At 45.2% G+C, this 24,746-nt stretch carries 23 protein-coding genes; 9 read left to right on the top strand and 14 right to left on the bottom strand.

Annotated elements, in window-relative coordinates:
- Nucleotides 1-59 precede the first annotated feature (59 nt).
- The gene (gene gltS / locus R7Q39_RS02295) at nt 60-1,295 is read right to left on the bottom strand and encodes a sodium/glutamate symporter (RefSeq protein ID WP_005374448.1); all 1,236 of its coding nucleotides are present in this window, start codon (nt 1,293-1,295) and stop codon (nt 60-62) included.
- Nucleotides 1,296-2,157: 862 nt separating this feature from the next.
- Between gltS and R7Q39_RS02290 the strand changes: the two genes are divergently transcribed.
- The 4 genes from R7Q39_RS02290 to R7Q39_RS02275 all read left to right on the top strand — a co-directional run bounded on the left by R7Q39_RS02290 (nt 2,158) and on the right by R7Q39_RS02275 (nt 5,816).
- Nucleotides 2,158-2,952, top strand: a complete 795-nt coding sequence (locus tag R7Q39_RS02290) for a DUF4344 domain-containing metallopeptidase (RefSeq protein WP_318075723.1) — start codon at nt 2,158-2,160, stop codon at nt 2,950-2,952.
- Between the two features lie 24 nt (nt 2,953-2,976).
- A complete protein-coding gene (locus tag R7Q39_RS02285; RefSeq protein ID WP_031780806.1) occupies nt 2,977-3,363 on the top strand; it encodes a thiol-disulfide oxidoreductase DCC family protein in 387 nt (128 codons plus the stop codon).
- A 175-nt stretch (nt 3,364-3,538) separates the two neighbouring features.
- A complete protein-coding gene (locus R7Q39_RS02280; protein ID WP_318075722.1) occupies nt 3,539-5,200 on the top strand; it encodes a methyl-accepting chemotaxis protein in 1,662 nt (553 codons plus the stop codon).
- A gap of 121 nt (nt 5,201-5,321) precedes the next feature.
- On the top strand, nt 5,322-5,816 hold the full coding sequence (locus R7Q39_RS02275; RefSeq protein ID WP_262645762.1) for a peptidylprolyl isomerase: 495 nt from the start codon (nt 5,322-5,324) through the stop codon (nt 5,814-5,816).
- A 139-nt stretch (nt 5,817-5,955) separates the two neighbouring features.
- Here R7Q39_RS02275 and R7Q39_RS02270 read toward each other — a convergent pair whose 3' ends face one another.
- Genes R7Q39_RS02270 through R7Q39_RS02240 form a run of 7 tightly spaced genes read right to left on the bottom strand, consistent with a single transcriptional unit; the run spans nt 5,956 to nt 12,588 of the window.
- Nucleotides 5,956-6,747 (bottom strand): LytR/AlgR family response regulator transcription factor, encoded by a 792-nt coding sequence (locus R7Q39_RS02270; RefSeq protein WP_262645763.1) that lies wholly within the window; start codon nt 6,745-6,747, stop codon nt 5,956-5,958.
- Nucleotides 6,748-6,762: 15 nt separating this feature from the next.
- Entirely contained in the window at nt 6,763-7,785 is a 1,023-nt protein-coding gene (locus R7Q39_RS02265) for a sensor histidine kinase (protein WP_262645764.1), read from the bottom strand.
- Complete coding sequence (locus R7Q39_RS02260) at nt 7,786-9,132, bottom strand: hypothetical protein (protein WP_262645765.1); 1,347 nt, start codon at nt 9,130-9,132, stop codon at nt 7,786-7,788.
- A 45-nt stretch (nt 9,133-9,177) separates the two neighbouring features.
- Complete coding sequence (locus R7Q39_RS02255; protein WP_318075721.1) at nt 9,178-9,963, bottom strand: outer membrane lipoprotein-sorting protein; 786 nt, start codon at nt 9,961-9,963, stop codon at nt 9,178-9,180.
- Nucleotides 9,956-11,224 (bottom strand): ABC transporter permease, encoded by a 1,269-nt coding sequence (locus tag R7Q39_RS02250; RefSeq protein ID WP_054575277.1) that lies wholly within the window; start codon nt 11,222-11,224, stop codon nt 9,956-9,958. Before R7Q39_RS02250 ends, R7Q39_RS02255 begins: the two co-directional genes overlap by 8 nt.
- Nucleotides 11,212-11,910, bottom strand: coding sequence for an ABC transporter ATP-binding protein (locus R7Q39_RS02245; RefSeq protein WP_318075720.1), 699 nt, complete (start codon nt 11,908-11,910; stop codon nt 11,212-11,214). The genes R7Q39_RS02250 and R7Q39_RS02245 overlap by 13 nt, the downstream gene beginning before the upstream one ends.
- Nucleotides 11,911-11,919: 9 nt before the next feature.
- Nucleotides 11,920-12,588, bottom strand: a complete 669-nt coding sequence (locus R7Q39_RS02240; protein ID WP_115386885.1) for a hypothetical protein — start codon at nt 12,586-12,588, stop codon at nt 11,920-11,922.
- Nucleotides 12,589-12,981: 393 nt separating this feature from the next.
- Between R7Q39_RS02240 and rodA the strand changes: the two genes are divergently transcribed.
- Complete coding sequence (rodA, locus tag R7Q39_RS02235; protein ID WP_318075719.1) at nt 12,982-14,064, top strand: rod shape-determining protein RodA; 1,083 nt, start codon at nt 12,982-12,984, stop codon at nt 14,062-14,064.
- Between the two features lie 72 nt (nt 14,065-14,136).
- Here the strand turns inward: rodA and R7Q39_RS02230 are convergent, their stop codons facing one another.
- From R7Q39_RS02230 to R7Q39_RS02220, 3 genes are all read right to left on the bottom strand, one after another.
- The gene (locus R7Q39_RS02230; RefSeq protein ID WP_005374482.1) at nt 14,137-14,853 is read right to left on the bottom strand and encodes a YebC/PmpR family DNA-binding transcriptional regulator; all 717 of its coding nucleotides are present in this window, start codon (nt 14,851-14,853) and stop codon (nt 14,137-14,139) included.
- Between the two features lie 135 nt (nt 14,854-14,988).
- Nucleotides 14,989-15,198, bottom strand: coding sequence for a DUF3283 family protein (locus tag R7Q39_RS02225; RefSeq protein ID WP_005374484.1), 210 nt, complete (start codon nt 15,196-15,198; stop codon nt 14,989-14,991).
- Between the two features lie 100 nt (nt 15,199-15,298).
- Nucleotides 15,299-17,197, bottom strand: coding sequence for an ATP-binding protein (locus R7Q39_RS02220; RefSeq protein ID WP_053303972.1), 1,899 nt, complete (start codon nt 17,195-17,197; stop codon nt 15,299-15,301).
- A gap of 68 nt (nt 17,198-17,265) precedes the next feature.
- Here R7Q39_RS02220 and R7Q39_RS02215 point away from each other — a divergent pair, with 68 nt between their 5' ends.
- Nucleotides 17,266-18,021, top strand: coding sequence for a substrate-binding periplasmic protein (locus R7Q39_RS02215; protein WP_005383196.1), 756 nt, complete (start codon nt 17,266-17,268; stop codon nt 18,019-18,021).
- Between the two features lie 68 nt (nt 18,022-18,089).
- Here R7Q39_RS02215 and ribA read toward each other — a convergent pair whose 3' ends face one another.
- Together ribA and R7Q39_RS02205 are read right to left on the bottom strand one after the other, a co-directional pair.
- On the bottom strand, nt 18,090-19,151 hold the full coding sequence (gene ribA / locus R7Q39_RS02210; RefSeq protein ID WP_256901206.1) for a GTP cyclohydrolase II: 1,062 nt from the start codon (nt 19,149-19,151) through the stop codon (nt 18,090-18,092).
- A gap of 238 nt (nt 19,152-19,389) precedes the next feature.
- Nucleotides 19,390-19,587 (bottom strand): PA3496 family putative envelope integrity protein, encoded by a 198-nt coding sequence (locus R7Q39_RS02205; protein WP_005374493.1) that lies wholly within the window; start codon nt 19,585-19,587, stop codon nt 19,390-19,392.
- 361 nt (nt 19,588-19,948) lie between these two features.
- On the opposite strand from R7Q39_RS02205, the gene R7Q39_RS02200 reads away from it, so the two are divergent.
- The 3 genes from R7Q39_RS02200 to R7Q39_RS02190 are packed head-to-tail and all read left to right on the top strand — an operon-like array spanning nt 19,949 to nt 22,199.
- The gene (locus R7Q39_RS02200; RefSeq protein ID WP_054729748.1) at nt 19,949-20,797 is read left to right on the top strand and encodes an ABC transporter ATP-binding protein; all 849 of its coding nucleotides are present in this window, start codon (nt 19,949-19,951) and stop codon (nt 20,795-20,797) included.
- Between the two features lie 2 nt (nt 20,798-20,799).
- Nucleotides 20,800-21,732: an ATP-binding cassette domain-containing protein gene (locus tag R7Q39_RS02195; protein ID WP_256901205.1), complete on the top strand. Its 933-nt coding sequence runs from the start codon at nt 20,800-20,802 to the stop codon at nt 21,730-21,732.
- Nucleotides 21,732-22,199, top strand: a complete 468-nt coding sequence (locus R7Q39_RS02190) for a transcriptional regulator (protein WP_256901204.1) — start codon at nt 21,732-21,734, stop codon at nt 22,197-22,199. The genes R7Q39_RS02195 and R7Q39_RS02190 overlap by 1 nt, the downstream gene beginning before the upstream one ends.
- A 289-nt stretch (nt 22,200-22,488) precedes the next feature.
- Here the strand turns inward: R7Q39_RS02190 and R7Q39_RS02185 are convergent, their stop codons facing one another.
- A complete protein-coding gene (locus R7Q39_RS02185) occupies nt 22,489-24,459 on the bottom strand; it encodes a replication initiator protein RctB domain-containing protein (protein WP_017635223.1) in 1,971 nt (656 codons plus the stop codon).
- Nucleotides 24,460-24,746: the final 287 nt, after the last annotated feature.

The following is a 24,746-nucleotide window of genomic DNA, read 5'->3' as shown; positions in this document are numbered from 1 at the left end:
GGTCACAACTGGTGTTGTGACCGTTTTTATTTCGCCTCTAGGAGCTCATCCACTTAACTTTAACCAAGGAATGAAATGTAGCCTTGCAAGATAATTAAGTTGACGATGTCGATAAAGAAAGCGCCCACAATTGGCACCACCATAAATGCTTGTGGCGACGGGCCAAATCGGTTAACGATTGACCCCATGTTCATTACGGCTGTTGGGGTTGCACCCAAGCCAAAACCGCAGTGCCCCCCTGCAATAACCGCAGCATCGTAGTTGCTTCCCATCACTTTGAACGTAACATAGTACGTAAAGATTGCTAAGACGACAGACTGCACAGCTAAAATAACCAAGAATGGAATCGCTAGATCAAAGATATTCCATAACTTCAAGCTCATCAGAGCCATCGCTAAGAACAGAGATAGCGATACCGTACCTAACATATCGACCGTTTCGGCATCTAACTTACGAATCTTGGTCACTTCCAAGAAATTCGTAATGATCACACCAATAAATAGCGCATATACGAAGTCTGGAATCATCAGCCATGAGATTTCATACGTGCTTACCCATTGCTCGACATACTTGGCCCCAGTAACACAGATCAGTAGGAAGAAGAGTTTCTCCACCACTTTTTTCGCCGTTACTTTATCTTCTTCGTATTCATTGTAAGTCACCAACTCCGGGAACTTCTCGTGAGTTTTGGCATCTCGACCACCACGACCATACTCAGACTCTATGCTGTTCTTTTCCACCAGACGCTGCGCTACAGGGCTACCAATGATACCGCCGATGATCAAACCAAAAGTCGCTGATGCCATTGCAATTTCTAAGACGTTATCCAATCCATACACGTCTTGAAAGGTTTGTGACCACGCAGCACCTGTACCATGACCACCTGACAGAGTAATCGAGCCAGCAATTAACCCCATCAAAGGATCTAAACCGAGCGCCGCCGCAAGTGAAACGCCAACGCCGTTTTGTATGATGATGTAAAACGATGCGACAGCTAAGAAGATAAAAACCTTCGCACCTCCTTTCATCAACTGAGTGTAATTTGCGGCCAAACCAACTGTCGCAAAAAACATTAACATAAACGTATTTTGTAATGGCAAGTCGAACTCTAAGTCGATGCCGTTGAAATGAAGAGCAGTAATCATGCAGGCCACAATAAGACCACCTACAATCGGCTCAGGTATGTTGAATTTCTTTAAAATCGGTAGCTTAGCATTAATAAAATGCCCCAGGAAAAGCACACTGATTGCGACCAAGAAGGACTCCAGTGCACCTACAGATATTAAATGATTCATATCGCCTCTTATTATTGTTCTCTTCATTCTCCCTAATGAATGAGTGTTAGTTTAACCTTCGTTCAATAGCAAATTTTCTCGCTTTATTGTTTCGAAAATACTCAAAAAGTTGGTGTAGATGCGCCTTAGGCTAGTTTAAGGGGCGCTCCTTAAGCGATGTGTCAGTTTTTACGCTGTTAGCAAGCCCTTAAATGTGAAAGGAGCTGATACAGCTCCTTCAAATGGCCCCTCGCAATACCTGTGCGTTATCGCTTGGGGTGTCGTGTTGTGAGTAAATTCTGGGTGACACTTTCTGAACCACTTCGGGCTCCCTTACTTAAACAGAATGTGTCAATTACTATCAAACAAAGTTCCTTCCCGTTGTAACCGCTAAACGCCGAGAGCGCGTTCAAAACAATTGGGTTTGCCTGTTCCTGTCGTAGCTTTTCAACTCTGGCTCATGGTGTATAAACGAGCCGAATCCAAGGAAACTCTCAGGCTGCAACAAACGTTTTCGTTACAACGGAGCAGGATTATAACATATCGCTGATAATTTTCTTCAATTCAGTGACATTCACCAACCCCATGGTTAAACCTTGCAATGATTAACTGCCTATTATCATTTTCACAGATAAAGATCGAAGCACAGTTACTCAGTAAGCTTCTTAGAAAACGATGCATAGCGAATAACTTCACCGCCGTTCTTATCCAAGAGGTCTTGATAAACGCCCTAGAGAACCAAGCCGCCGAAATATGCGATGTTCTCATGATTGCTTTTCGAGACCGACGTCCCGACTTTGGCTAATGAGTACAACCCCAACTATGCATCAGACAAAAACATGTATAATTTTTTATACAAGTTATTCAATAACAAGAGTCCCACATGAACATTCATTCGCTTTGCCCTGCGCTATTACTCAGCATAGCCTCATCAGCTACAGCATCTGAAAACATTCGTATTCAATATTCTCCCGTAGATACAACTCATGAAAAAATAGCCCAACAATCTATTCAAAGCAGCGATGTAAACACCATCTTTGCTGAGCTATCTCAGGCCTACTTTCCATTTGATAAAGCTCTCACGCTGGTTTACGGCGGAGAAGATGGTCCAATGTATGATCCTGATACACACACAATATACGTTCCTTACACTTTTTATTTGGAGTCGCTCAATTACTTCTCCAATAATCAGTATGAAGAACGCTTCGGAAAATCCCCAAAAACAGGGGCGCTAGATACGTTATTGCACACTTTACTTCATGAAGCTGGGCATGCTTACATCGAAGATCAAAGCATCCCTGTTCTCGGAAAAGAAGAAGATGCGGTCGATAATTTTGCCACCATTTTAATGATTGACTTCCTAGAAGATGGCGCAGATATGGCCATTAGCGCCGCCGACATGTTCGCATTCGAATCCGACGACAGACCGGACTACTACGATTTTGGCGAGTACATTGACGAACACAGCTTTGATTTGCAGCGTTACTTTTCAACGTTATGTTTGGTGTACGGTAGTGATCCTGAGCAATACAAAGCCTTACTCGATGAAGTAGAAAAAGACTACCTGCGTGATCGCAAAGAGTTCTGCCAATTCAATTACGGCAACATTCGCGACAATTGGCTGCATTACTTGCAAAACAATGAACCAAAAGAAAATTCGCCACGTAAAAGCGATTAGAAAATCTCAAACAAGAAAACCGCAATGACAAAACTCACCATATTTTATGACGGAACCTGCCCGCTTTGTGCCAAAGAGATGAAGGCGCTAAAACAACGCGATGCCAAGCAGCAAATCAAAACCGTCGATATCTATAGTGATGCATTCGCAGATTATCCTCAGATCGATCCTGAACAAGCCAACACCATTTTGCACGCCCTCAACGAAAAGGGGGAACTTCTGCTGGGGTTGGACGTGACTCATCGTGCGTGGCAATTAGTTGGTCGCGGTTGGCTCTACGCTCCACTACGTTGGCGACTCGTTAAACCTGTTGCTGACTGGCTTTACCTCAAATTCGCAAAGAATAGGTATCGCGTCTCATATTGGTTAACAGGGACTTCTCGTTGCAATAGTGGGTCGTGTTCACGTTAATTGTGATCCTGCTTAAAAATGCTACGACCTTAGTCTAAATTTATAAACTTCCAGTACTTCTGATTGATTAACTCGGTTAATCTCTAAGCATTACAACAATAAGTATTAATAATTTTATCAGGCAAGCTTATTCAGCTTGTCACTTGTAACGCTGCGCCGAGAGAAGGACGTCTCTATGAATCTGACGATCAGAAAACGACTATATATCCTTTCAATAATTCCAATTCTAACTATGGCAATAGGCATGATGTGGTTCACCTACGCACAAACCACAGCCTACAACGAGCACGAGATTGAGCAAACTCGAAGTCGAATGATGGAGATGAAAAAAGCCGAACTCAAAAGTTACGTACAAATGGCGCGTTCCGCTGTCGAGCCGCTACTCGCACAAAATGCCCCACTGGAAGAGGCTCTGCCTATCTTGAAACAACTAGAGTTTGGTCAATCCGGCTACATCTTTGGTTATGATTCAAAAGGCGTTCGCGTCGTGGTGGGTAAAAACACCAAAGGCATCGGGGAAAACTTCTATAACTTGCAGGACAAGAAAGGCAATTACCTGATTCAGGATTTGCTAAAAAATGCCAAAACTGGTGAGTTCACGACTTATTACTTCCCGAAACTCGGTCAGAGTGAAGCACTACCGAAACTCAGCTACTCAGTCTTTATTCCTGAATGGGATTTAATGTTGGGTACAGGCTTCTACACTGATGATATCGACGCCATTGTGGCAAACATGGAAGAAGCTGCGCATCAGGCCCTCAACACCACACTGACGGCTATTGCTCTGTTCTGTGTTTCGATTGCAGCGATCGTCGCGGTCTTCGCGGTGTTTGTTAACCGCAGTATCATGAAGCCTATTGAGCAGTTTGATGCCTCAATCCACTCTTTCGCGCAAGGCGATGCCGACTTAACCGCGCGCATGGAAGAATCAAGCGTGCCGGAGTTCACCCAACTTAGCCGTAACTTCAATATCTTCGTTGAAAGCCTGCAAGGCATCATTAAGAGCGTTAGCCACGTAGGACAAGAAGTGGTTTCAGAGACCAACGAGATGTCACAGCGTGCATCGCAAGTGGATGAATTAGCTTCTGGTCAACGTGAAGAGACCGAACAAGTCGCAGCGGCAATGACCGAGATGACAGCAACGGCGCACGAGATTTCAAACAACGCTAACCAAGCAGCGCAATCAGCCAGAGACGCCGATGAAAACTCACAACAAGCAAAACACATTGTTGATTCAGCAGCGAACTCTGTCGAAGCGCTCGCGCTAGAAGTGTCAGAAGCCAGCACGGTGATTTCTCGTTTAGAGAGCGACGTAAAAAACATTTCTTCTTCGCTAGAGGTTATTCAAGACATCGCCGAGCAAACCAACCTATTGGCACTGAACGCAGCCATTGAAGCAGCCCGTGCTGGTGAACAAGGTCGCGGCTTCGCAGTCGTTGCCGATGAAGTCCGTAAACTGGCAAGTCGCACTCAAGACAGCACAGGCGAAATTCACCAAATGATCGAGCAGTTGAAGTCTGGCTCGGATGCGGCAGTGAAAGCCATGGGTTCAAGCCAAGCGCGTGGTGAAGCAACGGTAGAAGAAGCACGAGCAGCCTCTGCCGCACTGCAAGAAATCCAAGCCGCAATTGCTAACATCATGGACATGAACACGCTTATCGCAACGGCAACTGAAGAGCAAAGCCAAGTTGGCCAAGAGATTTCACAACGTATCGAAGTCATCTCTCAACAAAGCAGCCAATCGGCACACCTTGCCAACCAAAACCGAGCAGGCAGTGGCAACCTTAACCACAAAGCTAACGAGCTGTACGACTTGGTCGGCCGCTTTACGGTTTAAGCTTTCCTCACCAATTCACCATGGAAACAGCGACGCCAAAACGTCGCTGTTTTTATTTCTGCTATCCTCATACGACTTAGCTATAATGCCGCCAACTTAGCACCCTCAAGGGCAAAACCAGATGATTATTATGACCACCAATTTCGGTGATATCGAGATTGAACTGAACCTAGAACGAGCGCCAGTTAGCTCGAAGAACTTCAAGAAATACTGTGAAGATGGCTTCTACAACGGCACCATTTTCCACCGCGTTATCGACGGCTTTATGATCCAAGGAGGCGGTCACACCGAAGACATGGCAGAAAAGCCAACGCGCGCACCGATCGCGAACGAAGCAAACCGTGGTCTAAAGAACCTTGTTGGCACTATCGCAATGGCGCGTACCGATGCACCGCACTCTGCAACGGCACAGTTCTTCATTAACTTGGAAGACAATGATTTCCTAGACCACACCGCAACGACCAACCTAGGCTGGGGCTACGCCGTGTTTGGTAAAGTGACCGCGGGTATGGATGTCGTAAACCGCATCGCGAAAGTGAAAACGACCTCTAAACTTGGTTACGATGATGTGCCATGCGATCCAATCATTATCGAGAAAGTGACGATCAGCGAATAAGTCCATTCATCTCTTCGGAGAAATCGTCGCTATAAAACGAAGAAAGCGCCTAACGTCTTATGACCTAGGCGCTTTTGTTTTTGTTGCTGAAACAAATGAGCAGCGAGTTTACAGTGTAAAGAGTGAGCAGTTCTAGCGATTACATCCCTTTGAACAAACTTTGAGATGCACGGCTCACAGGGAGCTTAGTTTCTCCAACGTGCACAAACATTCTGCCAGCAAAGTCTTTGTTTACTATGCTAATTTTGCACACTTGCACCACGCTTGAACGGTGCACTTGCCAGAACTGTTCTGGGTTAAGCTGCCCTATCAACTCTTTCAACGATGTACGAATCAAATACTCCTGCACTTTGCCTTGTCCTTGTTGGGCATACACAGAAACGTATTTTTCTTCCGCTTTGAGATACAACACATCAGACGTGGCAATCAGATGAATATCTTCCCCTTGCGTCGCTTTGATCCACTGAAGATATTGCGGCGTTTGTGGCGCGGATAATTGCTGCAACTGCTCTAATAGGCTGCTCATCTGCACATTACTGCTTTGTTGTTCTCGCTTAGCAAGGCGTGCTTTCACTCTTTCACACGTCGTCAGGAGGCGCTCATCCGAGATAGGCTTGAGCAAATAATCGGCGGCATTTTGTTCAAAGGCTTTGATGGCGTAATCATCGTACGCGGTGACAAACACAATCAAAGGTGGATTGGCGAGTTGATTGAGTTTTTGCGCTAATGTCATGCCATCCAAAACTGGCATACGAATATCGAGAAACGCAATATCAGGTTGACTTAGCTCAATGGCTTGCAACGCTTGTTCACCATCGGCGACTTTGGCTATTACCTCTAGCTCTGGCCACACTTCAGCTAGGCTTTTATCAAGATGACGCCTCAATAGCAGTTCATCATCAGCAATAATGGCAGTAAACCCTGTATTCATTCCTTTCTTCCTTGATTACGATTCCATTGGCCAACTCAGGCGAACACAAACGCCACCCTGAGCAGACTCACTGATAGAAACCTCTCCTTGCCCTGCGAACAAAGCTTCAACTCGCTGCTTGAGATTACTTAGACCCACGCCAGAGCCCATGTGACCACTAACGTGATTCAAGCCAACACCAGTGTCTCTGACTTCAATCCTCAAGTTCTGCTGTTCGCGTTTGATGAGCAAACGGACTTCGCCACCTTCTCGCTTCGGTTCAATACCATGGATGATGGCGTTTTCGATTAAGGGTTGAAGCATCATCGGCGGTAATTCGGTTCTGCCTAATCCCTCTTCCACCTCAATCTTGTAACTGAGTCGATCACCCAAACGAGTTTGTTGAATACCTAAGTAAGCCTCAATTAACGCCGTTTCATTGTCTATGGTAGTGTGCTCTTCACGTGAGCTTTTGAGCGTTGCACGCAGCAGCGCGGTTAACTGTTCTAGCATCAGCTTAGCTTTATCAACATCTTGCGACATGAGCGCACTGATATTTGCCAAAGTATTGAATAGGAAATGCGGTTCAATCTGGCTTTGCATCTGCTTAAGCTGACTTAGCAACAGCGCACGATCTTGCTCTGCTTTCTCGCGTTTGATGGCTTCCAACTCTCGTTGAGCAACCGCCTCTTTCTCACGCGAGTAAAAATAGAAATAACACATACCGCTAAACAGTAATCCCATTAAGCCAACAGGGATCATATCGGAGATACCAAAATACTCTCCGAGCCAAAATTGCGCATTAATCACCCCAAACAATAAACAGGCAACAAGCGAACACACCACTTCTATCATACGTGGGATGGTTGGAAATAAACGGTCAATCAACCATGAGAAGAAGATAGCCGAATAGCCAAATCCAAAGCTAACCGCCACATGAATGTAGAATGGACCGCCCCAAACCGAGAGCGTCATTGCTGCGATAAAGAGACAAAATGCCGTGGTCACTAATAAGCTACGCGGCCATCCACTTTTCACCACTGATTTTGCTGAACACATTTAGAATTTCCCTTTGATATTAAATACAATCATATGCTTATCATTGATTTGTGCGTAAGCAGATTGGTCGTCTCCGGTTAAAAAGCGTGCGGCAACTTCCACTTCTACACTTTGATCGCCAGTATCAATCCATTGGTAGTTAAGCCACTGCGTGACAATCACACCGCCATCTTGTGGCGACAGCATCACATCCAACGTGGGGGTTACATCACTTAGCCAGCCCATATCCGCTTCGCCGTTCCATGCAGCCCACGCTTCCACATCCCAACTCCAGTGCAGCATTACGTTATGCTGAACGATATTGGCATGCTGAAACCCTTGGGCGTAGCTTGTCGCAAGTAGAGCGCAGCTAGCCAACAGAGAGTTGTTAGGTTCAGGGATCTGAGAAAGTAATTCTCCACGCTCTATTGCTTGTTGCCATTCGTTTTTCGACCATGCTCGGCTGTCGTACCAATATTCAGCAATCACGTTGTGTCCGGCTTGGTTTGCCCAGTTCAATCCAATTAAGGCTTGGAATGCACTGCCCTGCTCCTCAACCGAAACGGGTCGGTAAAGATCACCCTGCTGAAACTGATAGCCGACACTTTGCTTTTGCCACAGCATGGAACCGTGCATGGCGATGGATTCATCCCACACAGCAATGGCACTGGCTCCGAGTAAACCTCGGCGCACATCATCGTAATAACCAATAAGTTGATACTCGGTGTCACCCACCAGCGCATAACGACGAATACCAACACCTTGTTGCTCTGCGGCTTGATCAAGTGCACTTTGGTCTTGTTGCCCCCAGCTTGAATCCGTTGCAATCACCGTCCACTCGCCTGCCATATCGTAGTGTGAAAGTGAAAACACACCCGCACCTTCTTCTGCTACTAAGCCAACAGGATTTTGTCGATAAGGCTTAAACAGATCCAAAGGTCGGTAGCCATAACCCACTCCCCAATCCACGCGCAACTTACCCAAACTCACATCAAGAGTGGTGTCACCGACTTGCCACTCTCCTAGCCAAGCAAGCTCTCGAATCAACAGTTGGTTATCAGCTTCACTCCACCAGTCACTCTCTCCTTGTTGGTTGAGGTACAACCCTTGGCTGTACAGAGCAAACAAGCCGCTGAAGTTCTGATAATTCACCTGCACATCCAACAGTGCATTAAGTGAATCACGAGAACTGCCCTGCGCCTGCATAAACGCGCTATCACGCTGCTTGGCCCTTTCGTAACTGACAGCCCAATCCCACTCAAAACTCAGCTCATCATTGGCAAAAGCAGGGACTGCTGCGCCCACACACAATGAGGCTGCAATCAACAAACTGGTGCTTTTGTTAAGGTTAGGCTGGTGCGGTTTCATGTGACTTCCTTGCTCGTTTTCATGCTTCTATTTGCAAAGCTCAGACTAAAGCTGAGTCGTGTTGGCTTTCGGCAAATAGCTTGGGTTGTAAAACTTGTTATCCAGTTGCCAAGGCACGATTTCTTGATACTCGATAACGGTCTTTTTGCTCGGCTGAATGCTATCAAGCAAGGTCATCTCACTGACGTAGTCTTCGCCGTTGTCGGTTACACGTCCATATTGCGCTTGCTTGGCGAGTTTGCCAGAGCGCAAGTAGAGATCGGCTTTGATTGGAAACGCATCTTGCTCAGACAACCACAAGTCGATCTTCTGATAGCTCGCCCCTTTGGTTTTCGCGGTTAACGCAAGGTGATAAGCCGCGACACTCTCTCCGTTCACCGAAACGGTTTCTGTCGCTTTCCATTCACCTTGATAATCTTGGCTCCACGTCAGCGTTGAGATGTCGCCGATAGACGCTTCACCAAGCAGCTTTTGCATTGGCGTAATACGAATCGGGCGGCGGCTCTTTGGCATTTGCAGCCAGTAGTTATCGCCCATCATCAACATCTTTTGCCCTGCTTCAACCGCCGATTTGAATACCACCAGCGATTCACGATTTGGACGCGTGTACACGTGGTAAAGGCGAGTTTTATCTAACTCTTGGTCTTGATATAAGCGCACCAGAGACACCACTTTGGAGGAATCATCTTGCAAGCGGTAGCTGTCGGCTTTTTCAATCAATTGCGCAACTTGCTGTGCATCTAGTGCTGTTTCATTCGCACTGACATTCATGCTTGCAACGCCATTTACCGTTAGCAATGCAATTGGTAATAGTGATTTGAAATTAAACATAAATCAGTGCCTCCGTAATTGGCTTGTTCACCCCTTTGCGTGCCGAGAAAAACGCCGCAACCAAACAAATCATCAATACTGCGAGTCCAGCTATAGCCACCAGCTCCCAAGAGAAGTAAATCGTTAATGGGTAACCTTCTGTTCGTCCTGGCGGTGGCGGCATTTGCACATCCACGACCATCAGTAAGACGGTGACTAGCGCCGTAAACAAAGCACCGATTAAGCTGCCAATCACGGCAAGTAACCCTGCTTCGCGCAAGAACCCAGCAATAATTTCGCGAGGGTAGCTACCAAGTGCTGACAAGGTGCCAATTTCACGTGTGCGTTCCGTTACCGACATGGTCATGGTGTTGAACAGCGCGACAAAGACTACCAGCGCCATCACTGCACCCATGATGCCGAAGATACGGTCGTACAAATCTTTCACTTTGAGATAGAAGAACGCACGCTCTTGCCAAGGCGTAATCTCAATATCTTGATCACCAAAGTTCTGCTTTTGCTTACTCAGAACCGAAGCCACTTGTTGCTCGACTTGGCTCGTTAAACTGGTATCGAACAGGAAGACCGATAACGCACTGACTTTGTCTGAACCGAGCAGCGATTGCGCGCTGTTGATGTGTACGTAAAGTTGGCGTTTATCAAGCTCTGGTACGCCGGTTGAGTAGATGCCACGAACTTTGAAGTCATACGCGTTCAATGCACCATCGGTTGTGGTCGCCAGTAAGGTAATCCAATCGCCAACGTGCACGCTTAGGTTGTTCGCTAAATCAACGCCGAGCATCACTTCTGGCTCTGTAGGGTCATAACGCGATGCATGAATGTTGGACAGCGTCTGCCCTTCACGCACATCCAAAAACGGCCCTTTCATATCGAATTCGCGCTCGTTCACGCCAATGCCGATAAAGATCGATGACTTGTTGCCGTTGGAAATCAAACCACTGAATTCAACTCGTGGCTGCACGCCTCGCACTTCATTCAACCCAATCAATTGCTTGGTAATGTCGTCGGCATGAGTTAAACCGTTACTCAGTGGCATCTCTTCTTCTTTGGCGAAGTAACCCGGCGTGGTTAACGTCAGATGCCCCGTGTCACGCGCTGTCGACTCTTTCAAACTGTCGTAGGTGTACAGACCAAAACCACCCGCACTGGTTAAGGCAAACACGGCAATGGCGATGATCAGCATCGACAACAAACTGCGGCGGCGATTGCGTTGCAGGTTCAACCAAGCAAGGCGAACGGAAACTGGAATTAGCTTGCCCATGAAACCTCCTCCACACTTGCGTGCGTTTGGGTAATTTTGCCATCCACCAATTCAATGGTGCGATCGCAACGGGATGCCATGCGAGGGTCGTGAGTGGCGACGATAAAAGTGATGCCAAGCTCGTGTCCGAGCCCTTTCATAATGTCGATGACCTTGTTGGCAGTTTGGCTATCAAGACTTGCGGTTGGCTCATCAGCGATCACCAATGCAGGTTTGTGCACTAAGGCGCGCGCAATTGCCACACGCTGCTGCTGACCGCCCGACAAGTTATCGGGCATGTGATGAATAAACTCACCCAACCCAACGTGTTCTAGCATTTGTGTGGCGAGCTCGGTTTGTTCTGCTTTTGAAAAGCCGTTGAGATGCAGCGGATAAGCCACGTTCTCTAGCGCCGTCATCACGGGGACAAGATTGAATTTTTGGAACACAAAACCAAGCTTTTCTCGGCGCATTTTCGCCGCATGCATTTGTCCGGTTGGGTATGGGCTGCCTGCAAATGTCACCTGACCTTGGTATTGAGTATCCAGCATGCCAAGCACGTTAAGTAAGGTGCTTTTGCCTGAGCCAGACGGCCCGCACAGAGCCACCATTTCGCCGGAAAACACTTCACCAGAAACGTCTCGCAATGCACGTACGGTTTGGCTGCCAAGGGCGTAATCGCGACTGAGTTGATTAAAAACGATCATGACGCCTCCCTAATACTTGGCTAACAAAGCTTTCGCGGTTTGCGTTTCTAGATTGCTGTCGCCCAATTGCTCCATTTGCGCTAACCATATTTTGGCTTGTTGAACATCTTTAGCGCGCAGTGCCGCTTCAATGGCATAACGGTAAATCCAAGACGTTGCGGCGAAAGGTTGTTGGCTAAAACTCGGTTCATCGAGCAGAGAAAGGTACAGCTCGTAGCCACGCTCAAAGTGATTGAACATGTCTGGCAGAGAGGTAAACGTAGTAGCTGCCATGGCGGTAGCTAGCTGGTATTCCGGCAAGCCTTGTAAGCGTTGTTGCTCTTGCAGTGGTACTGGCTGGTTCGCCATTAAATCCAAGCCTTTTTGGATTGTGGCAAGACCGCGCTCGGTGAACTTCATCTTGTTCCAAGGCATAAACGCCTCACGACCTTGCAACGTCTCAGCACTGCCCAAGTAAACCAAGGTCACCGGCGTTGCGCCCTGCTCTTCGAGTTGTTTGGATAGTTCGCCATAAACAGTATCAACTAAGCCAGAGTCACCCTGCGCCGCTTGGTTGAATTGACTGAGTGTGCGCTCGCTTGGGTTAGCCAGAGCCAGATTGCTGCTAAGTGCAAATGCGGCGATAAACGTACTTGCCAGTTTAAGAGCTTTGATTGAGCGAGATTGAGAAACCATCATGTACTGTCCTTAGTTGAACGTGATTTGATGGTTTCAGATTAAGGGAGAAGGTCGCACGCTGCTTTTGCATGCGACCAATGGCAGTTATGCAGAGTGAATGGTATTGAGAGAGGATGAATGACATTCACTTAAACAGAAAATACAATTCCGCTCATTCGTAACTCTACATTTTTACGGCAGTCACAATAAAAACACTGGCTTAAAATCTGAGGCTAGTGTATTTATCCATCCCACAGCTACCCATAACAGACAGTGTCGCACTCTCCTTTCTTACACACCTTTGCATGGTGTCTGTTGTTTCGAAATCGAGATTCTTAGCATCGGAATAGTTTGAACTCTTCGAGTTTTAGTTGTTTTCGCACTCAAAATAGGTGCGTTATTAGGTCGTTGAAAATGAATAAGCGTTATTTCCCAAGAGTTGATTTTCCACTGCTAATGGCGATCATTCCGATCATGCTGTTAAGTTCGCTCACTCTCTGGAGTGCCAGTAGCTTTAATGAGGCGATGCTCTTCAAACATTTGGCGCGCTGCGGACTGACATTAGTTTGTATCTTGGTCATGTCCTCGATTCCAGCGTCCAGCTATCAGCGCTCAGCTCCATATCTCTACATTATTGCGGTTGCTCTGCTACTTGCTGTCGCTTTATTTGGTGATAGCACCAATGGCTCTCAACGTTGGCTCGATATCGGCTTCTTCCGCTTTCAACCGTCTGAGCTAATCAAACTTTCCATTCCAATCATGATCGCCTGGATGCTGCATATTGAAGGAGGTCGACCAGACAGTCGGAAAATTGCATTTTGCTTACTTATTACAATGATTCCTGCCGGGTTAATCGCGCTACAACCGGATTTAGACGGTGCAGTTTTTACCATCATTTATGCATTGTTCGTTTTGTTTTTGGCTGGCATGAGCTGGAAAATAATCTGCGGGTTTATTGCGAGCATTTTAACGTTAGCACCTATTTTATGGTTCTTCGTTATGGAAACCTATCAAAAGAGTCGTGTAACACAGTTCTTGCACCCTGAGTCCGATCCACTGGGTTCGGGCTACCAAATCATCCAATCTTTGATTGCGATTGGCTCAGGCGGTATGAAAGGCAAAGGTTGGATGAATGCAACGCAGGGAACACTTGGCTTTATTCCAGAAAGTCATACGGACTTTATTTTTTCGACCTATGCGGAAGAATGGGGCTTTGTTGGCAGTTTAGTCTTACTCGCATTGTACTTGTTTATTACTGCACGCGTTATGTTGCTTGCATGTCAGTCTGACCACTTTTTTAGTCGGCTGGTAAGTGGCGCATTAGCGATGAGCTTTTTTCTGTATGCTTTTATCAATACGGGCATGGTGAGTGGCTTGTTGCCAGTAATGGGTAGCCCACTTCCCTTCTTTAGCTATGGCGGCACGGCGATGCTAACTCAAGGTATCTGTTTTGGTGTAATCATGTCGCTGTGTTATTCCAAATATCGTAACGTATAGCTCTGCTTGAGAAAAAGCGATCAAAAAAGGCTTCCCCGAGGAAGCCTTTTTACAACGATATGAGCGAATTAATTACAGCTCTGCGTTGTGGTAAACCTGCTGAACATCATCACAGTCATCTAGAAGATCTAGGAATTTCTGGAACTTCTCAGCATCTTCACCCGATACAGGCGTATGAGTTTGCGGAACGAATGTGATTTCTTCAACATCGATCGTTAGATCTGGGAATGCACCGTTAAGCGCAGTTTTTGTTTTGAAGAATTCTGTGTGAGGTGCGAATACAGTGATAACACCGTCTTCTAGCTCAACGTCAGTAACGTCTACATCTTCCATCATTAGCGTTTCTAGGATGATTTCATCATCGTCGCCTTTGAACTGGAATACCGCTTGGTGATCGAACATGTGAGAAACCGAGCCCTCAACACCAATTTTCGCACCGACTTTCACAAAGCATTGGCGTACATCTTGGAAAGTACGGTTGCCGTTGTCTGTTAGACAGTCAACGATAACGCTAGTACCGCCAGGGCCGAAGCCTTCGTAACGTGCTGGAGTGTAGTCTTCACCACCGCCACCGTTCGCTTTGTCGATCGCTTTATCGATAACGTGCGCAGGAACTTGGTCTTTTTTCGCTTTTGCGATCAGGTGTTTCAAAGACAAGTTCATGTCTGGATCACCACCACCGTTTTTCGCGCACATGTAAATTTCTTTACCGTATTTGGAATAAACTTTAATTTTCGCGCCTGCAGTTTTCGCCATAGAGGCTTTGCGCACTTCAAAACTTCTTCCCATCGGGATGTCTCTCTAAATTCAAATTTAATGCGAAGGATTTTAGCAAAAAGCGAAACCTTTTCAATTTCGCTTAGCAAAGGAATAGGGAGGTTACCTCATTCGTCGCATTGGATTGAACCATTGCCACGGTTCGCGTTAAGCGACACCCATTACTCGTTTGTACTTTTCGACCGATTGCTGGAAAAACGCCTTTTCATCAGCATCGTTAATCTTGGACAACTGTTCTTCTATTGCTTCAGGACCAGATTTGGCCTCTCTGAGCTTCCAAACCAAAAACGACGCCTGCTTATCCAGTTCGATTTTGTTTTTTTCGTCAGGCGGCAATAGGGATAGATTAAACGACATTCACAGCCTCAAGGTACTTTAAATACTAGCCGGGCACTATATCACACAGAGTTACAATTACAGAATAGAAACGCACTTAACTTGATCGATTTCAAGTTAACTATTTAGGCACAGCGCTGATTTTCAGTGCTTTTGGTAAATGCTGTTCGAATATTTGTTGTAATCGAGTCTTGGTAACGGGTTTAGCCACGAACTCGTTCATCCCAACATCGAAGCAATGTTGCTGATCCTCTTTAATGACATTGGCACTTAGCGCAATAATTGGAACGTGTTTCCCCCACTCTCCCATTTTTCGAATTCGCTCCGTAGCAATAAACCCATCCATCACAGGCATTTGGCAGTCCATAAAAATCAAATCGAAAGGCTGCTGATCACACAGCTGCAATGCTTCTTCGCCATGGTTGGCGACACTCACTCGCACACCCAGTTTTTCTAACATGATGCGAACTACCTTCTGATTGACGATGGTATCTTCAACAACCAATACCCAAGGTTTATCATTATCTTGAGGGCTGATTTCGTTGTCTTCCGCTTTCGGGAAATCTAATACATTAAGTTGGTCGGTATAGGTCGATTGCGCATTTATTACAGCAACAGGAATCGAAAATTCAAAACAGCTTCCCAGCCCAAGCTCACTTGTTAGTTGTATTTCCCCTCCCATCAAGTTAACCAACTGTGCAGCTATCGCCAAACCAAGCCCTGTCCCACCATACTTTCTGGTGGTACTACCATCAGCTTGTTGGAAGCGTTCGAAGATTGCTTGTTGGTGCTCTTTCGCAATACCAATACCAGAATCCACAACTCGAAACCGGATATGAGCGGTCTCTCCATCAAGTCGAGACAACGCTACAAGAAGCTTCACATGGCCGCGCTCGGTAAATTTAATCGCGTTGCTCAACAAATTGTTCAGAACTTGTTTCAATCGTGTGGCATCACCTTGCACTTCGATTGGCAAGTGAGGATCAATATCGCTGAGCAGCTGTAAGTTTTTCTGCTTGGCTTTGACACTATGTAAACTGATGACATCGTCAAGTAGCTCGCGAAGATCATAGCTCGTGTATTCCAGCTCTACTTTGCCAGCTTCAACTTTAGAGAAGTCCAAAATGTCGTCGATGATCGTCATTAGTGAGTGAGAAGAACTGTCAATGATCTCTACAAACTCTTTTTGCTGGGGATCGAGGTCGGTGTCATTGAGCAACGACGACACACCAATAATGCCATTCATCGGTGTGCGGATCTCATGACTCATAGTGGCAAGAAACTCACTTTTCTTACGATTAGCGACTTCTGCCCTATCGCGTTCAGCCTCTAACTCAGTCTGGTGCTCTTTCACTTTCTCAACACTTCGGTTGTATTTCTCTGCCAAAACACTCACTTCATCAAAGCACCATCGTTTAGGGAGAGTCACTTTACTCGGCACTGTACCGCCACGAAAATCGCTCACCGCACCAGACAGCAATTGTAACGGATTGACCAACAAGCGAAACGCCACCCAAAGAACACCAATGATGAGGACAAGAATTTTGATCGCTTCTGTCGTAAGTAGAAAAAAGAACTGCTGCCAAAGATCTTCATATATCGCGCTAAGATCCGATTGAACCGTTAATATCGCGAGATCATACGTTTTATCGCCGACCCGATACTGCATCGGCCAGCTTCTCTCGACAACATCCTCAGAAAGCGCCGAACCTAATTCAATGATAACTTCGTCTTCACTAGCAATACGTAAGTAGTCCACCGAGGGCATACGCATTGCACCTTGAGCTTGTGTCAACAACAGCTCCCTATCCTCTACCCACAAACTCGCAGAAAAGCTCGATAAATAGCTAGACTCAACCTGCTTTAATTCAACATCTAAATGGGCTAAATCTTCGTGAAAAACTCGATATAAGCTCACTGTAGAAATGATGACCGTAAAGATTAAACTCAACGTTAATACCGCCAACATAAGTTGGTTGCCGATACTAAAACGACGTTGAGATCGCTCTTTTTCATCCATATGAAACCGCTCCGATAAACTTGCGCTACTCTAAATATAGCTACGCACAAATAATAATCGAGGATACGATGAAAAGACTTCTACTTAGATTGGCTTTTAGCTTAATTGTTGTAAGTTCTCATGTGACCGCAAATCAAGTGAACTATTACGTCATTGCTGAACAAGCTCGACCATTTCAAATTGAACAACAGGGACAAATGCACTCCGGAATTGTGACCGATATCGTCAGCGCTATCTTCGCGGAGTCGGATTACCAAGTGAATTATCATACTTATCCATTTAAACGTATGATTTCCATATTGGAAGAAGGCGCTGAGCCAAACTGGTTAACTTATGGCAGCCCGAACTGGGGCAAGGTGCAATCGGAAAATTTATCTGAGGAGCCCATTTACACTGTAAAACATGTACTGGTGTCGAGTAGCGAGAAGCCTTTAGAATTCAAAAATATGGATACGATGCATGGTCGTTCTATTGTATTACTGCTGGGGTTTGATTATCCAAATTTAACACCGTTCTTTGAAAATGGCAGTGTCAATGAAATGCGTGTGAAAGACTACAACGCCGCATACCGAGTGATAAGCCGAACCCCTGGAGATACAGCTTTTGTCGAGATGGAATCCCGAGTCCTTTACAACTTAAAGCGACTCAATTTGCCGTTAGAGAATTTTCAGATACAGCCTTTCAGCTCGGTTATTCCTGACTACTCAATCTACCTGGCTTTTTCACCTCAAATGCAACCAGAAACTCAAAATTACATCAATACACGACTCGTTGAATTAAAAACCTCAGGGGAAATTGATGAAATCATTCAAAAGTATCAATGAATCAACTCATTAACAAAAACGCCAACGATGATACGTTGGCGTTTTTGTTTCTGGGAAATCTGTAGCACTTACTTAGTGTGGTTAACAAACTTAGGATCAAACATGTGCCCCAATTTACTCGCCTTGGTTTGCAGGTAATATTGATTACTTGGGTTATTCCCTTCTTGTAATGGCACTCGTTCAATGACGTTAATATCAACCGCTTTTAAGGCGGCGAGCTTGCGTGGGTTATTCGTCATTAGACGCACAGCGTCAATCCCCAAATGCTCTAGCATTCCTTTACAGAACGCGTAATCACGCATATCAGCGGCAAAACCTAAACGCTCATTTGCTTCCACGGTATCTGCGCCATCATCTTGTAAGTGATAGGCACGAATTTTATTAATCAAGCCGATTCCACGCCCTTCTTGACGTAAATAAAGCAGCACGCCACATCCCTCTTTGACGATGTTTTGTAGCGCTCTATTAAGCTGAAAACCACAGTCACAACGCGTGCTAAATAGAGCATCTCCGGTAAGACACTCCGAATGCAACCGAATAAGTGGTGCTGCACTTTTTGTTGGCTCGCCATAGACCAGAGCAAGATGCTCTTTATTTGTCGCGGCTTCAATAAAGCCGTACATCATAAATGTGCCCCACTGGGTGGGCAATTTGGCTTTATCGATAAACTTCACGAGATTGTAAGGCTCAACATGTCTCAGCTCTGCTCGAACATTCATCAGAATCTCTCCTAGATGATTTTCTCCTTTACCATCTCCCCCGTCTCCCCAAAAGGCATCTTTATGAGAATGCTCTGTTAGGCAAGCGTTACCCGTTCTCATTAATTGCTGCGCTAATGGTGGATTTTGTAGAAACTTTTCCCTAACGATGAAAGCCATAACAGCCAACTTTATATCGTCCCAATCGCTTCTGACAAAGTGTTCGTATTTGCGGCTTAAAGCAAACGCTTCGTCAGGGGTGCTTGCGTGCTGAATTTTACTTTGCAACTGAGCATCGAGAAACTTTTGTGCTTGGTAATAATGTTCGCTGGTGGGCCAAGTTTGGGAGGAGATATTGACTGGGGCATGGCAAAAATTTGAGAGAAAACCGTGGGGCTCATCGGGCTCATAAAAAAGGATTTGATCAACCATACTTGCGCTCCTTGCTTTGTGGTTGCGATAATCAACAAAAAGCATATCGCTACTGATATATCTAGTAACACAAGGTCAGATTGTCAAACTTCTTCGGGACGGGACGTGAGTGTGAAACTCGTGCTTTTGAGGCGCAAGACAGATAAATGGAGAGTTTGAATAAGAGAGTAATAGAGTGAAAAAATAAAAAGGGCAGTCCGTCGACTACCCTATGGGTTGCTAAACCAACCTGAGGCGATCAGTGTATCAAGCCAAGCTCCCTTGCTTCTTCAATGGTCAACCCACTTTCACGGATCTCACGTAACGCTTCAATGCGTCTTCTGGCTTCTGCTGATTTCACTGTTTTCTCTGGCTTCACAACGGTTTCCTCATCAGGTAATTCCCATTTGTGAGCGATGTTGGTCATCTCGTCATGGTCGATAGAATTAATGGACATATTTCCTCCGAACACACCATGTTTTCGATGCGTAATCTATAGCAAAACCGGAACAAGGTGGTAAGAAAAACTGTAGGGAAATGTGACCCCTCCCGCCCTTTCGTTAACTCCTTAATAGATTCATCATTTAAGTTTTGCCAAGGGACAAATTTACGATTAAATTTGAGTAATTCCCCCTACGAAAAGTGTGCTGATCTAGCTCTCAATTCTGCTCTTCTTTAGTTTTATCAACGACGCATTACACCACTTCCTGTTTAACCTAACTTTCGAGTCACTTCACTGATTCATAGCTTGATACTTTCTAAAAACCGCCACACCTGATAATGATAATAATTATCTTTTAGATTAATAAGGTGTTTATATGGATGGTATTAACTTAAGTCATGCATACCACAATGACCCGGTCATCCAGATCCGAGATTTGTGCGTCGATTACATCACTGATAATGGTGATTTTAATGCGGTAAAGTCCGTCAGCTTTGATATCGGCAAAGGCGAAGTATTTGGTCTTGCCGGTGAATCTGGATGTGGTAAAAGCACAATCGCATTCTCAATAAATCGTCTTCATAAACCGCCAGCGTTCATTTCTGGCGGTAAAATATGGTTTGATGGTAAGGATATCCTTAGTATCTCAGACTCTGAACTGACCGCTCTAAGGTGGAGTGAAATCGCCATGGTGTTCCAGAGCGCGATGAACTCACTCAACCCTGTCTTAACGATACAAGAGCAATTTGCAGATGTGTTACGACACCATCAAGGCCTCACTAACGCTCAAGCAAAAGATAGAGCAGAAAAGTTGTTGGACTTGGTCAATATTCCTCGAGAACGCTTAGCAGAATATCCTCATCAATTTTCAGGAGGAATGCGTCAGCGGTTGGTGATAGCCATTGCTTTGTCTCTAAATCCAAAACTGATCATTATGGATGAACCCACAACAGCATTAGATGTAGTGGTACAGAGAGAAATTTTACAGCAAATTTATCAGCTTAGAGATGAGTTCGGTTTTTCAGTCCTCTTTATCACTCATGACCTGGCACTCATGAGCCAACTATGTGATCGAATTGCAATCATGCGTCACGGAGAAATCGTCGAAGTCAATCGAGCATACGATATACGCAATCAGCCTCAACACCCCTACACGCAAAAGCTATGGGCTTCTTTCCCAAACATCCATGACGTCCACAAACAACCAGAGTTACAAGGAGCGTAACCATGAGCCAGCCTATCATCCAAATGAAAAATGTGATTAAAGAATTCAAAGTGGGCGGTGGTTTAGCGAAAGAGGAAACCTTTCGTGCGCTTCAAGGAGTGACTTTTGATCTGTACGCAGGAAAAACCTTGGCTTTGGTTGGAGAGTCAGGCTGCGGTAAGAGTACTTGCGCTCGTTTAATAACCAAAGTCTATCCTGCAACGGAAGGCGAGATCCTTTTCGATGGCACTGACATAAATGAGATCACGTCACGATCGGCTCTACAAGAATATCGCAGTAAAGTACAAATGGTGTTTCAAGATCCGTTTGGCTCTCTCAATCCAACTCATACCATTCGCCATCACCTAACGCGTCCTTTAAAAATTCATAAACAAGTCAAAAACGAGCGCGACATCCCAGCCCGCTTGGAAGAGCTTCTAAAGCTGGTGGAACTACCTGAAGAGACATTGAATAAGTTCCCTCACGAACTCAGTGGTGGGCAACGTCAGCGAGTAAACTTAGCAAGGGCTTTAGCGGTAGGTTCGCAAATCATTCTTGCGGATGAGCCTACGTCTATGCTGGATGTTTCTATTCGCTTGGGAGTGTTGAATTTAATGCAACGAATGAAGCAAGAACTGGGAATTGGTTTTTTATACATCACTCATGATCTGGCGACTGCGCACTACATCGCGGAAGAAACCGCAGTAATGTACAAAGGGCAAATCGTTGAATGGGGCGACACTCATTCAATACTTAAGAATCCGCAGCATCCTTATACTAAGCTGTTGATTTCTGCCGTTCCTGATCCTGACTTACCTTTTGGTAACTTAGTGAAAAATGAGCCAAACTATTCGATAGATGCCGATGAAATTCGTCAACGTAGCAGCATAATTGTCGACGAATTTGATCAAATAGGGCCAAATCACTATGTAAAACAATGGACTGAGGCAGCGTAATGGATTTGAGTACTTGGCAAGATCAAATCACCATGTGGTACGAACAGCGGAAACATGATCAAGTAGAAAAATTGGAAACGATCTTATATCAGGTGCCTGATGACGTGTTTGGCCCCGAATTGAGCGATCTTCAAAGTAAAGCGATTACTTGCTGGTTGGATGGATGTTTACGCGTGTTTCAATATGCAAGCTACCAAGACCCTCAGAAAGCATATCAAACCTTGCTTTATACGAGTGCAAAGCTTGAACAAGCAGCATGCCAAGTCTCGACTGATATTCTGATCAAAGATTGGTGTTTGAGACGACTTCAGCATCTCACCGTTGTGGCGTTAGAGTTTTGTAATCAGCAGTGTGATCAAAACAAGTGGCAGGAACAAGCCCATAGCTTAATCGAATCACATGTTGCGTTGATGCGTTCATTACATTGGAATGAACCCAAGAAGCATGATCAAGGTTTACCTCATTAGTCCGGAAAAATGATCAAGGCTTAATTAGCGGAATTTTAGGCAAAAAAAAGCGAGTTTCCTGAGGAGAAACTCGCGAAGTCTATTCAGAATGAATGTAACAATATGAGCCAATCTATTAATCATCAGAAAGGACAAAAGGTTGTCTATTCGGGATAAATAGTAGTATTAGGCTTGGCTTCTAATGTCAGTAGTTTGTAAGAGTTAAGTCTGTTTTTTATCATCGAAAGACATTGTTACATTTCAAACCGATACATCACACCTATAGCTTGATACACATCAAGCGACACTTTTAAATCGCCATTTCATCCAAGGCACGAAATACCATTTCATCCATGTGACCATCGAAGATTTGACGACAAACTTTCCGACGCACCGCTAACCCCGCAATCAAGCGCTCGATGGTAAGATGCTTAACATCGTTCTGGGTGTTAAACAGCTCGACGGTTTTACTTAATGTCTCATAAGGAATCGGCTCATCCCCTACCCTTAGCCAATCGAGCTTCTCTATGTAATCTGAGCACTCTTCTTTGATTGAGGCATACGAGTGCCCTGTCATCGCAGACAAAGCCGTTATACTGCGTTCTAGAGCCTCTGGTGAGGTATATTTAGATAGAGTAATGGTGATCTCATCAGCATTGATCTCTACCAAATGTTTTCTTTGCTTCACGCGTCGCCCTAAATTTCCTCTTGGAGACGGTGCTTTGCGTTGAATGGGCTCAAATTCGCCGTCTATGATGCCTGAGAGCTCCTCAAGCTGTTGTCGGGTTACCATCTCATTACGAAGTGGATTTGGCAGCGTAGGCGCCATGTTACGCTTTCCTGCGTTGGTCGTTCGCGCTCGCGAGTAACGTAAGACCTCTTCGACATCACATTTGATGTCGATCTGGTAGTCCATCACTTTGTCATTTTCGATCATGGTTTCGATCGTCAGGTGATAACCCCACAAATTAACGACGAATAGATCATCATTCCCTTTTCCATCAGACAACCGCTTTAGTTCTCGGATCAGATCCATGGAGAAACGTCGCCATTCAATGTTACGTGCAAGTTTCTGGTTTAACTCACTCAGTAGCATGCAATCCGTGTGACGACGAACCATGCGACTACGGAAGAAAGAGTACAGTTGAAACACCAAAGTATGTTGTTTCAAGATCTCTGGTGGGAACAAGAAGAAATAATCGCGTGTTAGTAGTTCTTCGTAGAACGACGGTTCCCACACCAAGATGTATAAGTTGGGTTTAATACGAATTTCGCCATCACTGCCCTCAACGGGCGCTTCTTCTGAAGCCGTGATGGTACGGGCTAAGAAGCGGAAGCGGTCACTCTTAAAGCCTTCGGGCATGTTTTCACTTAGCCAACGTCCAGTAAGTTCATGGAGCTGAAAATCAGTGAATTCAATGCGATCAATGCTATCGCGAATGGAATCACGAGCTGGGCCACTGTCTTTTTTGCCTCTGAGCGACAAAATATCAGTGATGTATAGCGGCGTTTTGTTTGGTACGTGAGCCGCATCAAGCTGATACTGATCTTTGTGATGATCATGGTACTGAACTGTTAACGTGAAGAGAGCGAACAGGGTCATGAGATCATCCACAGTCATGATATTTTTGGATGATCGCGTCTCAATAACGGCTTTTGTGCCAGAGATCGACACCATGGATTTCTGATAACTTTTTCGAGTTCTTGGTGGCGCAAGTGCTTGGTCAATTATCCCAGCCCAATTTGTTGGAGATACAACAAATTGATCGGCTTCATCTTTCATCGTGGGAGGTGTGTTTAACCCGTGCTCATTCAACAAACGTTTGTTTACTTGAGTCTGAGCCAATGCTTTCGAACGTTTTTGTTTCTCGTTCTGGCGAACTTTGTCGGTAACAAGACTTGTTGCTCCCAACACAGATATAAGCTGATTGGGATTCACAAATTTATGTAGCATCGTTTTACCAGCAAGTCCCTCTTCAAAACGCACTGGAGTTTGAGTAAATAAACCAATATTTACTGCCGCGCGCAAACGTTGTTGCAGAGCTGCACGTGTGAGTTGCCCATCTGTTGCTTCCACAATCTCTGTGGTTGAAACCAAACCATCCTTGCTGCTGAAGCCTCGTAATGAGATCAGATTAAGCAACTCTAAGATGCTTTTGGTCACCCCTTTGAAATGTTGGTACTGCTCTACCCAATCCGCAGAGGATTCATGTACCTCAAAAAGATGGCCATCTTTGTGGCTTCTCGGTGCTTTAATCAGAATTTTTTCATCAGCCGTCATTTTAGATCCAGATCACACTAGCCGTAGTTGTGCTATGGTTCCGAAGAATAAAGAAAAACAGATCATAAATAAAGAAAAAAGATTGTTTTTTAAATAACTGATCTTTTTGATTAATCTGATCTTAATTGATTATATGATCTAATGATCTGGCTTGAAATTTCTCGCTAAGCTTTTGTTCTATAAGACTATTATTTCCATGTGTTTCGGAACTATGATCATAAGAAGTCTGAAAGTATGATCAACAATAACCTGAAAGCATGATCATATTTATTCGTAAGCATGATCAT

Source organism: Vibrio sp. 947, assembly GCF_033339115.1.
Taxonomy (GTDB): domain Bacteria; phylum Pseudomonadota; class Gammaproteobacteria; order Enterobacterales; family Vibrionaceae; genus Vibrio; species Vibrio alginolyticus.
This window is presented reverse-complemented; position numbering and strand designations above follow the sequence as displayed.

Excerpts from the sequence above, each read along its gene's own strand:
- R7Q39_RS02270 (WP_262645763.1), bottom strand. The coding sequence starts at position 6,747 with ATGAATACAGGGTTTACTGCCATTATTGCTGATGATGAACTGCTATTG.
- R7Q39_RS02285 (WP_031780806.1), top strand. The coding sequence starts at position 2,977 with ATGACAAAACTCACCATATTTTATGACGGAACCTGCCCGCTTTGTGCC.
- R7Q39_RS02200 (WP_054729748.1), top strand. The coding sequence starts at position 19,949 with ATGGATGGTATTAACTTAAGTCATGCATACCACAATGACCCGGTCATC.
- R7Q39_RS02255 (WP_318075721.1), bottom strand. The coding sequence starts at position 9,963 with ATGTTTAATTTCAAATCACTATTACCAATTGCATTGCTAACGGTAAAT.
- R7Q39_RS02280 (WP_318075722.1), top strand. The coding sequence starts at position 3,539 with ATGAATCTGACGATCAGAAAACGACTATATATCCTTTCAATAATTCCA.
- R7Q39_RS02225 (WP_005374484.1), bottom strand. The coding sequence starts at position 15,198 with ATGTCGTTTAATCTATCCCTATTGCCGCCTGACGAAAAAAACAAAATC.
- gltS (WP_005374448.1), bottom strand. The coding sequence starts at position 1,295 with ATGAATCATTTAATATCTGTAGGTGCACTGGAGTCCTTCTTGGTCGCA.
- R7Q39_RS02245 (WP_318075720.1), bottom strand. The coding sequence starts at position 11,910 with ATGATCGTTTTTAATCAACTCAGTCGCGATTACGCCCTTGGCAGCCAA.
- R7Q39_RS02215 (WP_005383196.1), top strand. The coding sequence starts at position 17,266 with ATGAAAAGACTTCTACTTAGATTGGCTTTTAGCTTAATTGTTGTAAGT.
- rodA (WP_318075719.1), top strand. The coding sequence starts at position 12,982 with ATGAATAAGCGTTATTTCCCAAGAGTTGATTTTCCACTGCTAATGGCG.
- R7Q39_RS02240 (WP_115386885.1), bottom strand. The coding sequence starts at position 12,588 with ATGATGGTTTCTCAATCTCGCTCAATCAAAGCTCTTAAACTGGCAAGT.
- R7Q39_RS02250 (WP_054575277.1), bottom strand. The coding sequence starts at position 11,224 with ATGGGCAAGCTAATTCCAGTTTCCGTTCGCCTTGCTTGGTTGAACCTG.
- R7Q39_RS02230 (WP_005374482.1), bottom strand. The coding sequence starts at position 14,853 with ATGGGAAGAAGTTTTGAAGTGCGCAAAGCCTCTATGGCGAAAACTGCA.
- R7Q39_RS02195 (WP_256901205.1), top strand. The coding sequence starts at position 20,800 with ATGAGCCAGCCTATCATCCAAATGAAAAATGTGATTAAAGAATTCAAA.
- R7Q39_RS02220 (WP_053303972.1), bottom strand. The coding sequence starts at position 17,197 with ATGGATGAAAAAGAGCGATCTCAACGTCGTTTTAGTATCGGCAACCAA.
- R7Q39_RS02265 (WP_262645764.1), bottom strand. The coding sequence starts at position 7,785 with ATGTGTTCAGCAAAATCAGTGGTGAAAAGTGGATGGCCGCGTAGCTTA.
- ribA (WP_256901206.1), bottom strand. The coding sequence starts at position 19,151 with ATGGTTGATCAAATCCTTTTTTATGAGCCCGATGAGCCCCACGGTTTT.
- R7Q39_RS02260 (WP_262645765.1), bottom strand. The coding sequence starts at position 9,132 with ATGAAACCGCACCAGCCTAACCTTAACAAAAGCACCAGTTTGTTGATT.
- R7Q39_RS02290 (WP_318075723.1), top strand. The coding sequence starts at position 2,158 with ATGAACATTCATTCGCTTTGCCCTGCGCTATTACTCAGCATAGCCTCA.
- R7Q39_RS02190 (WP_256901204.1), top strand. The coding sequence starts at position 21,732 with ATGGATTTGAGTACTTGGCAAGATCAAATCACCATGTGGTACGAACAG.
- R7Q39_RS02275 (WP_262645762.1), top strand. The coding sequence starts at position 5,322 with ATGATTATTATGACCACCAATTTCGGTGATATCGAGATTGAACTGAAC.
- R7Q39_RS02205 (WP_005374493.1), bottom strand. The coding sequence starts at position 19,587 with ATGTCCATTAATTCTATCGACCATGACGAGATGACCAACATCGCTCAC.
- R7Q39_RS02185 (WP_017635223.1), bottom strand. The coding sequence starts at position 24,459 with ATGACGGCTGATGAAAAAATTCTGATTAAAGCACCGAGAAGCCACAAA.